A 12747-nucleotide genomic window follows, 5' to 3' on the forward strand; every position below is an offset into this window, starting at 1 on the left:
AGGTCATTGTTATGATACAATGGTGGCAAATTTTACTTCTCACTTTGTACTCAGCTTATCAAATCTGTGATGAGTTGACAATCGTTTCATCTGCAGGTTCCCCTGTATTCGCTGGTTTCATTACCGGTTTGATCATGGGAGATGTGACAACTGGTTTGTTTATCGGTGGTAGCTTGCAGTTGTTCGTTCTTGGGGTTGGTACCTTCGGTGGTGCTTCTCGTATCGACGCAACTTCTGGTGCAGTTCTTGCAACAGCATTCTCTATCTCTCAAGGTATTGATACAGATCTTGCGATTACAACAATCGCTGTACCAGTAGCAGCACTTTTGACATACTTCGACGTTCTTGGACGTATGACAACTACTTTCTTTGCACACCGTATTGATGCTGCGATCGAACGCTTTGACTACAAAGGTATCGAACGCAACTACCTACTTGGTGCGCTTCCATGGGCTCTTTCACGTGCCCTTCCAGTATTCTTCGCTCTTGCTTTTGGTGGTGCTTTCGTACAATCAGTAGTAGACCTTGTTAAAGAATACCAATGGGTTGCAGACGGTTTGACACTTGCAGGTCGTATGCTTCCAGGTCTTGGATTTGCAATCTTGCTTCGTTACCTTCCAGTTAAACGTAACCTTCACTACCTTGCAATGGGATTCGGTTTGACAGCTATGTTGACTGTTCTTTACTCATATGTAACAGGTCTTGGTGGCGCTGTTGCGGGTATCCTTGGTACTCTTCCTGCTGATGTTGCTGAAAAGATTGGCTTTGCTAACAACTTCAAAGGTTTGTCTATGATCGGTATCTCTATCGTAGGTATCTTCCTTGCAGTTGTTCACTTTAAGAACAGCCAAAAAGTAGCTGTAGCAGCACCTTCTACACCATCAGAAAGTGGGGAAATCGAAGATGACGAATTCTAATTACAAACTTACAAAAGAAGATTTTAATCAAATCAACAAACGTAGCTTGTTTACTTTCCAATTAGGTTGGAACTATGAACGTATGCAAGCTTCTGGTTACCTTTACATGATCTTGCCTCAATTGCGTAAAATGTATGGGGATGGAACTCCTGAATTGAAAGAAATGATGAAAGTTCATACTCAATTCTTCAATACTTCACCATTCTTCCACACTATTATCGCTGGTTTTGACCTTGCCATGGAAGAAAAAGATGGTGTGGGTTCAAAAGATGCCGTTAACGGTATCAAGACAGGTTTGATGGGACCATTCGCTCCTCTTGGAGATACAATCTTTGGTTCACTTGTACCTGCTATCATGGGATCTATCGCAGCAACTATGGCTATCGCTGGCCAACCATGGGGTATCTTCCTTTGGATCGCAGTTGCAGTTGCTTATGACATCTTCCGTTGGAAACAATTGGAATTTGCCTACAAAGAAGGGGTTAACCTTATCAACAACATGCAAAGTACCTTGACAGCTTTGATTGACGCTGCATCTGTACTTGGTGTCTTCATGATGGGTGCTCTTGTAGCAACAATGATCAACTTTGAGATTTCTTACAAATTGCCAATCGGTGAAAAGATGATTGACTTCCAAGACATCTTGAACTCAATCTTCCCACGCTTGCTTCCAGCAATCTTTACTGCCTTTATCTTCTGGTTGCTTGGTAAGAAAGGTATGAACTCTACTAAAGCGATCGGTATCATTATCGTTCTTGCAGTAGGTCTTTCATTCATCGGTAAATTCTTGCTTGGAATGGGCGCATAATTTATGAGTAAATCATTAATTTTGGTGAGTCATGGTCGTTTCTGTGAAGAACTTAAAGGTAGCACAGAAATGATCATGGGTCCACAGGACAACATTCATGCAGTGGCTCTTCTTCCAGAAGATGGTCCAGAAGAATTTACTGCAAAATTTGAAGCTGCTATCGAAGGGTTGGATGATTTCCTAGTCTTTGCGGACCTTCTCGGCGGAACACCTTGTAACGTGGTAAGCCGTTTGATTATGGAAGGCCGCGACATTGAACTCTACGCAGGGATGAATCTTCCAATGGTGATTGAATTTATCAATGCAAGCCTTACAGGTGCAGATGCGGATTATAAGAGCCGTGCTGCAGAAAGCATCGTAAAAGTCAATGATTTGTTAGCGGGCTTCGATGATGACGAAGATGAATAAGATGTGACTTAGAGCATCTTATATAGAATATACATGGGAATGGGAGTCACTCCCATTCCCATATTTTCAATAGGAATGAAACAACAATAGATTAGAGGAACTCTATGCTAAATTACACAAAAGAAGAATTACTTGAACTGGGTGCAGAAATCACGACTCGTGAAATCTACCAACAGCCTGATGTATGGAAAGAGGCTTTTGAAGCTTATCAAGCGAAACGAGAAGAAATTGCAGCCTTCCTACAAGGAATTGCTGATAAACATGACTATATCAAGGTTATCTTGACGGGTGCTGGTACTTCTGCTTATGTGGGAGATACCTTGGTACCATACTTTAAGGAAGTCTATGATGAACGCAAATGGAATTTCAATGCTATTGCGACAACAGATATCGTTGCCAATCCAGAAACTTATTTGAAAAAAGATGTGGCGACTGTCCTTGTTTCCTTTGCTCGTAGTGGGAATTCACCTGAAAGTGTGGCGACGGTTGATTTGGCCAAAGCCTTGGTTGATGACCTCTATCAAGTGACCATTACATGTGCTGCAGATGGTAAATTGGCTCTTCAAGCTCATGGCGATGACCGCAATCTTTTGCTCTTGCAACCAGCTGCCTCTAATGATGCTGGATTTGCCATGACTTCTAGCTTTACATCTATGATGTTGACAGCACTCTTGGTTTTTGATCCTACAGAATTTGCTGTGAAAGCTGAACGTTTTGAAGTTGTGTCTAGTCTTGCCCGTAAAGTTCTAGACAATGCAGAAGATGTCAAAGAGCTGGTTGACCTTGACTTTAACCGTGTTATCTACCTGGGCGCTGGTCCTTTCTTTGGACTTGCTCATGAAGCTCAGCTCAAGATTTTGGAACTAACAGCTGGTCAGGTGGCGACTATGTATGAAAGCCCAGTCGGCTTCCGTCACGGTCCAAAATCTCTTATCAACGAAGATACAGTTGTTTTGATCTTTGGTACAACGACAGACTACACTCGCAAGTACGATTTGGACTTGGTTCGTGAAGTGGCTGGTGATCAGATTGCTCGTCGTGTTGTGCTCTTGAGTGATCAAGCCTTTGGTCTTGAAAATGTCAAAGAAGTAGCACTTGGTTGTGGCGGTGTCTTGAACGATATTTACCGTGTCTTCCCTTACATCGTTTATGCCCAACTCTTTGCCCTATTGACTTCACTCAAGGTAGAAAATAAACCAGATACACCGTCTCCTACTGGCACTGTAAACCGTGTGGTACAAGGTGTGATCATTCATGACTATCAAAAATAAGGAAGTGTCTATGAGTAAATTACAATTAAGTCCCAATAAAGTAGCTTGCTTGCAAAAACTCTCTGACGAGAACGGCATTATCTCAGCTCTTGCCTTTGACCAACGTGGCGCTTTGAAACGCCTCATGGCTCAATACCAAACAGAGGAACCAACAGTAGCTCAAATGGAAGAACTTAAAGTATTGGTTGCAGATGAATTGACAAAATACGCATCCTCTATGCTTCTAGACCCAGAGTATGGTCTTCCAGCTACAAAAGCGCTTGATCCAAATGCTGGTCTTCTCCTTGCTTATGAGAAAACGGGTTATGACACAACAAGCACCAAACGCTTGCCTGACTGCTTGGATGTTTGGTCTGCCAAACGCATCAAGGAACAAGGTGCAGATGCTGTCAAGTTCTTGCTTTACTATGACGTAGATAGCTCTGACGAACTCAACCAACAAAAACAAGCCTACATCGAACGCATCGGTTCAGAGTGTGTGGCGGAAGACATTCCGTTCTTCCTTGAAATCCTCGCTTACGATGAAAAAATAGCTGATGCAGGTTCAGCAGAATACGCAAAAGTGAAACCACACAAGGTTATCGGTGCTATGAAAGTCTTCTCAGACCCACGCTTCAACATCGATGTTTTGAAAGTGGAAGTTCCAGTCAATGTCAAATACGTTGAAGGCTTTGGTGATGGAGAAATCGTGCATACTCGTGAAGAAGCGGCAGCCTTCTTCAAAGCTCAAGATGAAGCAACTAACTTGCCATACATCTACTTGAGTGCAGGTGTGTCAGCGAAACTCTTCCAAGAAACACTTGTCTTTGCCCACGAATCAGGCGCAAACTTCAACGGCGTTCTTTGTGGCCGTGCTACATGGGCTGGATCAGTTGAAGCCTACATCAAAGATGGTGAAGCAGCAGCTCGTGAATGGTTGCGTACAACTGGATTTGAGAACATTGACGAACTCAACAAGGTTCTTCAAACAACAGCGACTTCATGGAAAGAACGTGTGGAAGCATAAAACAAGTATAGAAGAATCCCTTTTTGTTAAGCAAATACTTAAGGTTTTGTGACAAAGGATTCTGAAAATAAAACTACAACCATAGATGGTGCATACACTCTCTATGGTTTGTTTACTTAAGAGAAATGGATCAAAGGAGAGAAGAATGAAAGCATACACAGAGCGTGTATTTGGAAATCATGAGGGTAAGGATGTCTTGGCCTATCGCTTTGAGACTGACGGCGGCTACCAGCTTGAAGTTATGACTTATGGTGCGACCATTTTGCGCTATGTCACACCTGACAAGGTTGGAAATTTTGCCAATGTGATCTTGGGCTTTGATAATTTTGATAGCTATGTAGGCAATAGTCCCAAGCATGGAGCAAGTGTAGGTCCTGTAGCAGGCCGTATTGCAGGTGCGACATTTGAACTCAATGGTCAGACCTACAATCTTGAAGTCAACAACGCTAGCAACTGTAACCACAGTGGTTCAACAGGTTGGGATTCGAGTTTGTTTGAATTGATCGAGGTTAGCGACCATGGCTTGACCCTCTACACAGAGCGTACAGACGGGACAGGAGGATTTCCTGGTAATCTCAAGATTTGGATTAGCTACCACTTGGAAGAAACTGGTGCCTACGAAGTCAGCTATAAGGTGACAACAGATCAGGATACGCTTGTCAATCCAACTAATCACAGCTACTTCAACTTGTCTGGTGATTTCACGCAGACAGTTGACCGCCATGTCTTCCAGCTAAATACGGAGGGCATTTGCCCAATCGCTCCGGACGGTGTTCCAGCTAAGACTCCAGATGCTGATCGTGATGTGGTGAAACACATCTACAATGGTGCTTTGCTCAAGGATATCTTTGCGGAGGACGATGAGCAAATCCAGCTTGTATCTGGTTTGGATCACCCATTTGCTCTTCCTGCCGGTCATGACAATGCTGGTTTCCTTTATGACCAAAACTCAGGTCGTTTCCTGCTGTTCAAGACAGAGGCCCCTTGCTTTGTGGTCTACACAGCAAACTTTGTGGATGAGAGTGTCATCATAGGAGACCAACCAATGGTACAGCACAATGGGATTGCCCTTGAAGCGCAGGCTTTACCAGATGCCATTCATAGCGACCTCAAAGACCAAGTCATTCTCAAAGCAGGGGAAACTTTCACCAGCAAAACTCGTTACGAGCTTGTTGTCAAATAAAAAGAAGAGCTGGTTTCCAGCTCTTTTGAGTTGTCTTCGTTGACATTTTATCTCAATAGTGTATAATTGATGTAATTAATAAAGTTACAACAAACAAAAGGAGACACCCTATGACTTATGCATACCAAAGCCACATTTACCTAGCGGAGGCGGTTTTAAATGTCAAGGATTTGACGAGTCAAACGGCTTTTTATCACCAAATTATTGGCTTGGAGATTTTATCCCAAACAGAGACAGAAGCGATTTTGGGACTTGGTCGAAAAGCCTTGGTTCACTTGATTCAGGCAGAAAAGTCTGGCGAAGTAAGGGAGCATTATGGGCTCTACCATCTGGCGATTCTGTTGCCGACACGAAAAGCCTTGGCAGATGTCTTGAAACACCTAAGTGATTTGCGGATTCCTCTGGTCGGGGGTGCAGATCATGGATACAGTGAGGCTATTTATCTAGAGGATTTGGAAGGAAATGGCATTGAACTCTACCGTGATAAGCCAGTGTCTTCATGGGATATTCTAGAAGACGGCCGCATTATCGGTGTGACCGAGGCTCTTGCGGCACAGGACATCTATGAATTAGGGGAAAAGGTAGATCCCTTTATCCTAGCTGAAGGGACGAGAATGGGGCATATCCATCTATCGGTTAAGGATAGTCACGCAGCAAGTCAGTTCTATCAAAAGGTGTTAGGACTAGAGGATAAATTTAGCATTCCTAGTGCTAGTTGGATAGCGGCTGGTCAGTACCATCACCACCTGGCTGTCAACGAATGGGCTGGAAAGGGGCTAGCTCCGCGTGAGCAAGGCTTGCCAGGCTTGGCCTACTATGTCCTTGAGGTCGAAAGCAAGGAAGAACTCTTGGACATCGTTCAGCAAGCACAAGAGCTAGAAGCACCGATCAAGTGGTTACATTCGAGTGAGTTGAATCTTATAGACCCAGACGGCATTGTGACCCGCATTCGCTTGGCACGATGAAACGAGGAAAACACATTATTTATTTTAGAGACATAGGAAAAGGCGGACAAGCTCGCATTCTGTTTTTAGAATGCGGACTTGTCCGCTTTTTTATGAAATGACGAATCATTTCTTGTCTTTAGCAATGGTATCTGCCGGGGATATTTCCCCTTTTCTGGGGGGTTCATGCTATAATACTAATAAACTTTTCTTTCTCTAGGAAGGAAAATGCTAAAAATCAGCTAGAATGCTGGCAATCGTCGTCACGATGCTTTTAAGAGAAAGTAGAACTTTGTTTGAACATCCGTATTGAGTTTAGGAGACGGGAAATAAGATGGACACAAGTGTAAAAAATTTAATCAGTATGGGCCCTCTGGAGGACTCTTTTATCTATTACGATCTGAAGAATCAAGTATTCTACGGTGTAAAACAAGGCATGAATTATTCAGCTATTGCAGCCCCTATTGCAATCTATTCCTTGCAACGGCTGTCAAAGTTGCTCAACCAAACCTTTGGAGATGTCTCATCCCCTCTTAATCTAATCTTCTTTATCTTGATGTCGCTGTTTTTAGTTTTTGGGACCATTCTCCTTGCCAAGTCTACCCGACGTAACATGAAGACAGATAGATTTAGAAAAGTCCGGCTGACAAAAGCCAATATCAAAACACTTAGGAGAAAATCAAGGGCGTTGACAGTAGTTGGCTACATTTTTGTTTTAATAACGATTTTTTCAGCCTATCGTTATCTGGCTGTTTCTGATTTTCAATTTTTAATTATGTACATGTTAGGGATTGGTATTCTTACATATATAGTTTATGATTTTCGGATGAAAACGCGCAAACGACTGTTCAAGGAGCTGATGGAGACATTACAGGACGGTAGCCGAGGGAAAGAGGGAGAAATGTAAGATGAGAAAAATAATCTTTATTGGACAGAGCGGTGATGAAGCTGTCTACTATAACACAAGAACAAAAGAGGCTCTGGTAGCCGATAAGAGCGCCTTATTAAATACAGAAGGAGCTAGGAAGACCAATAAGGCTATTATTCCTTTGATATTACTTTTTGCGTTATTTGGTGGAGGTGTTGGACTTGCTATTTTTTCCTTTACTTCTCCATTTAGATTAAACGAGAGGATGATTCCAATCATTTTACTAGCCATATTTTTAGTTTTTGTTGGAAGTATTTATATGTTGGAAAAAGCATTGTATAAAAATGTTCGTTCCACAGTTTTGGCAAACGAAGAACAATTTAAAGCTGCAGTGAATGGAAATTTATTTTGGGAAGGATTTTCCGATAAGAAAGCAACATTAGGTAAAATTTTCTTTTTCTCGTTTGTTATCTTGGTTCTTCTGTTTTGTTTAGGAATTGTAAGTTTATTTGGAATACCAGGAATGCTTATTCCTTATTATAACCATGAGTGGTTTGATCTTTCATTATTATTTTCACCAGTGGCAGGGGTACTTCCAGCAGTGGTCGTAATTGCTCTATTTCAAAATAACCCAATCCGCTGGCTCTTAGCCGTACGAAAGTATGAACAGAGGAAAGTGATATTTAGGGAAGAGAAGAACTAGAAACACGAGAGAAACGCTATTACCATTACCAGTGGTTGGTGATGGTGATGTTTTATCAACAACCTATGATAAAATTGAAGTTTCTGATTATAGTGATTAGTGAAAACTGTGGTGATTTTATATGAGAAAAATAATTTTTATTGGACAGAGCGGTGATAAGGCCGTTTACTATAATACGCGAACAAAAGAGGCTCTTGTAGCAGATAAGAGTGCATTGTTAAATACAGAAGGGGCTAGGAGATCGAATAGGGGGATTGCTCCTTTAATTGCTATATTCTCTTTGTTAGGTTTACTCGGAGGATTTGTTGCAATACCAATTTTCTCAGGCCTTCGTTATAATAGCGGGATGGTTCCTATTTTTATTCTTTGTCTTTCCTTTATCCTATTTGGATTTATATGGATGATGGAAGTCGCCTTATATAAAGGAGTGAAACGAGTCCAAGGAGCAACAAAGAAAGAGTTTAAAGAAGCAGTTTATTCAAATTTGTTCTGGGAAAATTTTAGTGAGAAAAAAGCGACGTTTGCGAAAATGTTGGCTTTTATGATTGTCATGCTACTAGTTTTTATGACTACTATAGTAATATTTGCTGCTGCAATTCCGGGCACTATTGACTCATTCAATAAGCAAGAGGCATTTGATATACAAATCTTTTTCTCGCCTTTAGCAGGTCTCTTTCCTGCCTTGTTGTACCTTTTCTTATTCCAAAACAACCCTATCCGCTGGTTCTTAGCTGTGCGAAAATATGAACAGGGGAAAGTGATATTTAATGAAGAAATAGAAAAGAGAGGATGATAATGTCACAAGAGAGATATTTGCAGATCAAAAAAGAGCATCAAGTTCGTAAGTTTGTGGGGCGTTTCCTCTTCATCCTTCTCGCTATCCTCGATGTTCTACTGGTATCAAGTCATTCCAATTATGTCCCGCTTGTAACGGTGGCTATGGTAACGATTGTGCCTTTTAATCATTATCTACTTGGTCCTCTTAGGAGACAGAAAAAAGCCATAGAAAAAGAGCATCCAGAATGGAAAATACTCAGTACAAAGGGAGTAAAGGTTCCCTCGGCTGAAGCTAATAAAAGAACTTTTGCTGGCATTGGGATCTTGATGGCCTTGCTGTTGTCTTTTGGGCTATTCTATAAACCTGTGAAACAGCCGAACGACCAAGTAAACAAGCCACCTAAGCTTGATTTTAACACGCCTGGAACGTCCAAGTCTTCTGAGTCGTCCAGTTCCTCTAAGACCAAAGAATCCAGTTCCTCAGAGTCGAAATCCTCGTCTTCGACTGAACAAAGTTCTAAAACCGAAAGTTCAGGAACAAAGCCGTCAAAAAGCGAATCCAATAATCCTTATTACCAGATTCCAGGACTTACTGACGAACAGGTGAGAGATATCATATCAAAATCGGTGAAAGATTTGAGAGAAAAACAGTCAAAAGAAAAATCCGAAGAGTAGACTCGAGGGCATCGATGTCCTTTCTGGATGAGTTAGTTTTAAGATTTTACTGTATAAAATAACAGGAGGAGTTCATATGAATAAAGAAGTAATTGGTTTGATAGTTGGGACAATCGTCATCTTCCTATCTTTTGTATTTGTGTGTGGGACCTTTCTCTATCTCTATCTTCGAGATCAGAAGTTGGTCCGTCTTGCCAAGTCATCCGTACAGGGAACGGTTATCGGCTATAGCCGTTTTCGTGAGGGGTATCCACCTATCGTCGAATACACGGTGGATGGGATTGCTTATAAGAAAACCTTGCAGTATTTTATGTTTAAAACGGTCACAATTCCGTGGGGGACTACTAAATTTTTAAAGGACTATACAAGAGAAGATATGCTAGCGCCTTCGATCACTCGCTACAGCAACTCCTTTGTTTCCTTCAAACGCTTGATGCAGACCCATTTCCCCCTTCATTCGGAACTGACGGTCTGGTATGATCCAGACAAGCCGACCAGGGCCTATGTCGAACGTTACAGCGGAATGGACAAGTTTTACAAGTGGTTTGGTATCGGATTTGGGCTGGCTCTAGTTCTGGTCTATGGGATAGTGATCCTAGCCTTTTTGTCCAATTTGTCCAAGATATACGCATAAAGGTCAGTTGGTTGAAAGGAAACGTGACTTCCCATCGAGCTTTAAGAAGGACAGAGTTTCTTTTCCATTTCCATGCTTATCAATCTTTTCTATCTGATACAGAGGAGAGGTTGCCTCCTACAAATACAGACAGGAAGTGAATTTTGACAAAGACCCTTATTCGAGATATAATGAAGAAAAAGTGACCAAGGATAAATTAATGACAAACTCAAAGTACATCACACGTCTGAAACGTTCAGAGGGCCAGTTGCGTGGGATTCAAAAGATGATTGAAGAAGATCGTGACTGCGCAGATATTGTTACGCAGTTGACAGCAGTGAAATCTAGCGTTGAGCGCGTGATTGAGATGATCATTACTGAAAATCTCACAGGCTGTATCAACCAACCACTAGACGACCCTGAGGCTCAAAAGGAACGCCTAGAAAAGGCCATCCGATACCTGATTAAGCGGAAATAAACTAATTTGCTATTGATAAACAATGCAGACAAAGGTATTTAAGTCTATTTCGATAAAGAAATCATGTCAGACAAACGGATGAGTTCCCCCAATACCAATGAGCAACCTCTTTTTAGATACCGTCAATGTGTTTCGTTTTTTAGAAGCGACGGGCTACGAGCCCTATATCAGTGGGTTGCAGAAATGAAAAAACCGATTAAGTTCCTTAATCGGTTTTTTGCTTATTCTACTTGACCGGGCCAAGCATTCATACCACCTTCTACATTGATAACGGTGAGGCCTTGGGCGCTTAGAAATTCACAAGCAGATGCGGAACGGACTCCACCTTGACAGATGACATGATATTCCTGGTCAGGTTTGAGTTCTTTGTAACCTTGCTCCAAGGTACTTAACGGAAGATTTCTTGCTCCTGGTGCATGTCCTGCTTGGAATTCATGCACCTCACGTACATCGATAAGGTTTAGATTTTCATTTAGGTATTTTTCATAAAAGTCAGCCATGCTGATACTCGTTTCCATATTCGACTCCTTCTGGATTAGCCATTTTATATAGTGAATAAGCGCCATCAAGGTTTTGGACGGCAAATCCTGCCTGCTGGAGGATACGCTCTGTGATATAGTTGCGCAAAACGCTGTGGCAGCTAAGGATGTAGGCTTGGTTCTTGTCTGGTTCACCCAAGATCTCCCTTAGTTCATTTAGGGGTTATGGATGGTATCGACCTTGGGTAGCTCCCCTGAAATTCGCCACTTGTCCGCACATCTAGGGATTATTTGCCCTTAGTCAGATCGTCTTCGAGCGGACACCTTGGATATTGTCGCTCAGACCTTCGATAAGGTTCAAGGCTGTGTAGCCAATTATTTTATGCTTCTAGATGACCTTGCCTGTCCAAGCGCTCATACCGCCTCGAACATTGATGACATCGTAGCCTTTTTTCTTAAGCATTTTCGCAGCTAGTTTGCTTCGTACACCAGAGTGACAAATGACATAAAGTGTTTCTTTTGTCGCAGGTGTGTAAGAACCGATTTCCGTTAAAGGAACATTTTTGGCATTTTTGATATGACCTCTACGGAATTCCATAGGCGTCCGAACATCTAGTAGCTGAATCGGTTCTCTGAGTTTAGCTTCTAACTCGCTGGTAGAAATACTGTCAATTTTTGTAAATAAGTGAAACATAGGCACCTCCACATATACCCTTATGGGGTATATTAAACCATGAAGTCAATCTTTTGTCAAGCAAGTTGTTTTGACTTGGAGGGGATTGGTTTTGAGAGTCTAGAAAGCAGGCTATTCTTGACCTTTCAAAGGCTTTTTGATATGATGAGTCCAAAGTAAGTGTGAGGTGATAAGATGACCAGCGAATACCAGAAAATGATAGCAGGGGAGCCTTACCGTCCGTCGGATCCAGAGTTGCGGGTCTTGGCGCAGGCTTCTCGCCAAAAACAGGCTGCCTTTAACAAGGAAGAAGATCCCTTGAAGGGAGCAGATATTATCAAGACTTGGTTTGGCTCAACTGGACAAAATCTCTACGTCAATCCACGCTTGGTGGTCGATTATGGAGTCAATATCCATCTAGGGGAAAATTTTTATTCTAATTGGAATTTGACCATGCTGGATGTTTGTCCGATTCGCATCGGGAACAACGCTATGCTTGGCCCCAACTGTCAGTTTTTAACCCCACTCCATCCACTGGATCCGGATGAACGCAATTCAGGGGTCGAATATGGCAAGCCCATCACCATTGGAGATAATTTCTGGGCTGGAGGTGGCGTCATTGTTCTTCCTGGAGTGACACTGGGAAATAATGTCGTTGCAGGAGCAGGAGCCGTGATCACCAAGTCCTTCGGAGACAATGTCGTCCTAGCTGGCAATCCTGCGCGAGTTATCAAGGAAATTCCAGTAAAAGAAAACTAAAAAGAACAGCCGAGGCTGTTCTTTTTATGAGTTTAATTCTTATAAATTTTTCTTCTTTTTGGTTTTTTGGGTTAGAGTGACATCGCACTTGGGGATGTTGCTTTTAAAAACTATTAAATGCATTTTAGTACTCTCAAATTGTTTCTAGTAGCCCTTTCAAAAGAATACTGAGCGAAACTGAATTT

The 12747-nt window shown here is 42.0% G+C and carries 16 protein-coding genes and 1 pseudogene; 14 read left to right on the top strand and 3 right to left on the bottom strand.

Translation table 11 applies throughout. The annotated features are described in order from the left end of the window. Positions 1 to 11: 11 nt before the first annotated feature. The 13 genes from EL140_RS00290 (at position 12) to EL140_RS00350 (ending at position 10651) form a co-directional block, all read left to right on the top strand. Entirely contained in the window at positions 12 to 917 is a 906-nt protein-coding gene (locus EL140_RS00290; RefSeq protein WP_000616991.1) for a PTS mannose/fructose/sorbose/N-acetylgalactosamine transporter subunit IIC, read from the top strand. Beyond that, entirely contained in the window at positions 904 to 1725 is an 822-nt protein-coding gene (locus EL140_RS00295) for a PTS system mannose/fructose/sorbose family transporter subunit IID (RefSeq protein ID WP_000185287.1), read from the top strand. Before EL140_RS00290 ends, EL140_RS00295 begins: the two co-directional genes overlap by 14 nt. A 3-nt stretch (positions 1726 to 1728) precedes the next feature. Continuing rightward, positions 1729 to 2133: a PTS sugar transporter subunit IIA gene (locus EL140_RS00300; RefSeq protein WP_000045700.1), complete on the top strand. Its 405-nt coding sequence runs from the start codon at positions 1729 to 1731 to the stop codon at positions 2131 to 2133. Positions 2134 to 2237: 104 nt separating this feature from the next. Beyond that, entirely contained in the window at positions 2238 to 3404 is a 1167-nt protein-coding gene (locus tag EL140_RS00305; protein WP_000936006.1) for an SIS domain-containing protein, read from the top strand. 10 nt (positions 3405 to 3414) lie between these two features. Next, complete coding sequence (lacD, locus tag EL140_RS00310; protein WP_002875405.1) at positions 3415 to 4410, top strand: tagatose-bisphosphate aldolase; 996 nt, start codon at positions 3415 to 3417, stop codon at positions 4408 to 4410. 145 nt (positions 4411 to 4555) lie between these two features. Further along, positions 4556 to 5593, top strand: coding sequence for an aldose epimerase family protein (locus EL140_RS00315; RefSeq protein ID WP_000649402.1), 1038 nt, complete (start codon positions 4556 to 4558; stop codon positions 5591 to 5593). A 110-nt stretch (positions 5594 to 5703) separates the two neighbouring features. Further along, positions 5704 to 6558 (top strand): VOC family protein, encoded by an 855-nt coding sequence (locus EL140_RS00320; protein ID WP_000220449.1) that lies wholly within the window; start codon positions 5704 to 5706, stop codon positions 6556 to 6558. Positions 6559 to 6871: 313 nt separating this feature from the next. After that, entirely contained in the window at positions 6872 to 7444 is a 573-nt protein-coding gene (locus tag EL140_RS00325; protein ID WP_000381574.1) for a hypothetical protein, read from the top strand. A 1-nt stretch (position 7445) separates the two neighbouring features. Next, a complete protein-coding gene (locus EL140_RS00330; RefSeq protein WP_001226095.1) occupies positions 7446 to 8108 on the top strand; it encodes a hypothetical protein in 663 nt (220 codons plus the stop codon). 121 nt (positions 8109 to 8229) lie between these two features. Next, positions 8230 to 8901 carry a hypothetical protein gene (locus EL140_RS00335; RefSeq protein WP_001226099.1) on the top strand — a complete coding sequence of 224 codons (672 nt, stop codon included), beginning with the start codon at positions 8230 to 8232 and terminating at the stop codon, positions 8899 to 8901. Positions 8902 to 8903: 2 nt separating this feature from the next. Then, positions 8904 to 9560, top strand: coding sequence for a hypothetical protein (locus EL140_RS00340; RefSeq protein ID WP_002875406.1), 657 nt, complete (start codon positions 8904 to 8906; stop codon positions 9558 to 9560). 76 nt (positions 9561 to 9636) lie between these two features. After that, the gene (locus tag EL140_RS00345) at positions 9637 to 10194 is read left to right on the top strand and encodes a DUF3592 domain-containing protein (protein ID WP_001031653.1); all 558 of its coding nucleotides are present in this window, start codon (positions 9637 to 9639) and stop codon (positions 10192 to 10194) included. Between the two features lie 199 nt (positions 10195 to 10393). Continuing rightward, complete coding sequence (locus EL140_RS00350; protein ID WP_000185160.1) at positions 10394 to 10651, top strand: metal-sensitive transcriptional regulator; 258 nt, start codon at positions 10394 to 10396, stop codon at positions 10649 to 10651. Positions 10652 to 10872: 221 nt separating this feature from the next. On the opposite strand, the gene EL140_RS00355 is transcribed toward EL140_RS00350, so the two are convergent. The 3 genes and pseudogenes from EL140_RS00355 to EL140_RS00365 form a co-directional block, all read right to left on the bottom strand. Next, positions 10873 to 11169 (bottom strand): rhodanese-like domain-containing protein, encoded by a 297-nt coding sequence (locus tag EL140_RS00355; protein ID WP_000450169.1) that lies wholly within the window; start codon positions 11167 to 11169, stop codon positions 10873 to 10875. Then, a pseudogene (locus EL140_RS09690) lies at positions 11144 to 11509 on the bottom strand (rhodanese-like domain-containing protein); the annotation flags it as partial. The pseudogene EL140_RS09690 and the gene EL140_RS00355, both read right to left, overlap by 26 nt. A gap of 9 nt (positions 11510 to 11518) precedes the next feature. Further along, positions 11519 to 11824, bottom strand: a complete 306-nt coding sequence (locus tag EL140_RS00365; RefSeq protein ID WP_000468863.1) for a rhodanese-like domain-containing protein — start codon at positions 11822 to 11824, stop codon at positions 11519 to 11521. Between the two features lie 174 nt (positions 11825 to 11998). On the opposite strand from EL140_RS00365, the gene EL140_RS00370 reads away from it, so the two are divergent. Then, entirely contained in the window at positions 11999 to 12562 is a 564-nt protein-coding gene (locus tag EL140_RS00370; RefSeq protein WP_000200258.1) for a sugar O-acetyltransferase, read from the top strand. Positions 12563 to 12747 lie beyond the last annotated feature (185 nt).

Origin of the sequence: Streptococcus oralis ATCC 35037, assembly GCF_900637025.1 — a bacterium.
Classification (GTDB): domain Bacteria; phylum Bacillota; class Bacilli; order Lactobacillales; family Streptococcaceae; genus Streptococcus; species Streptococcus oralis.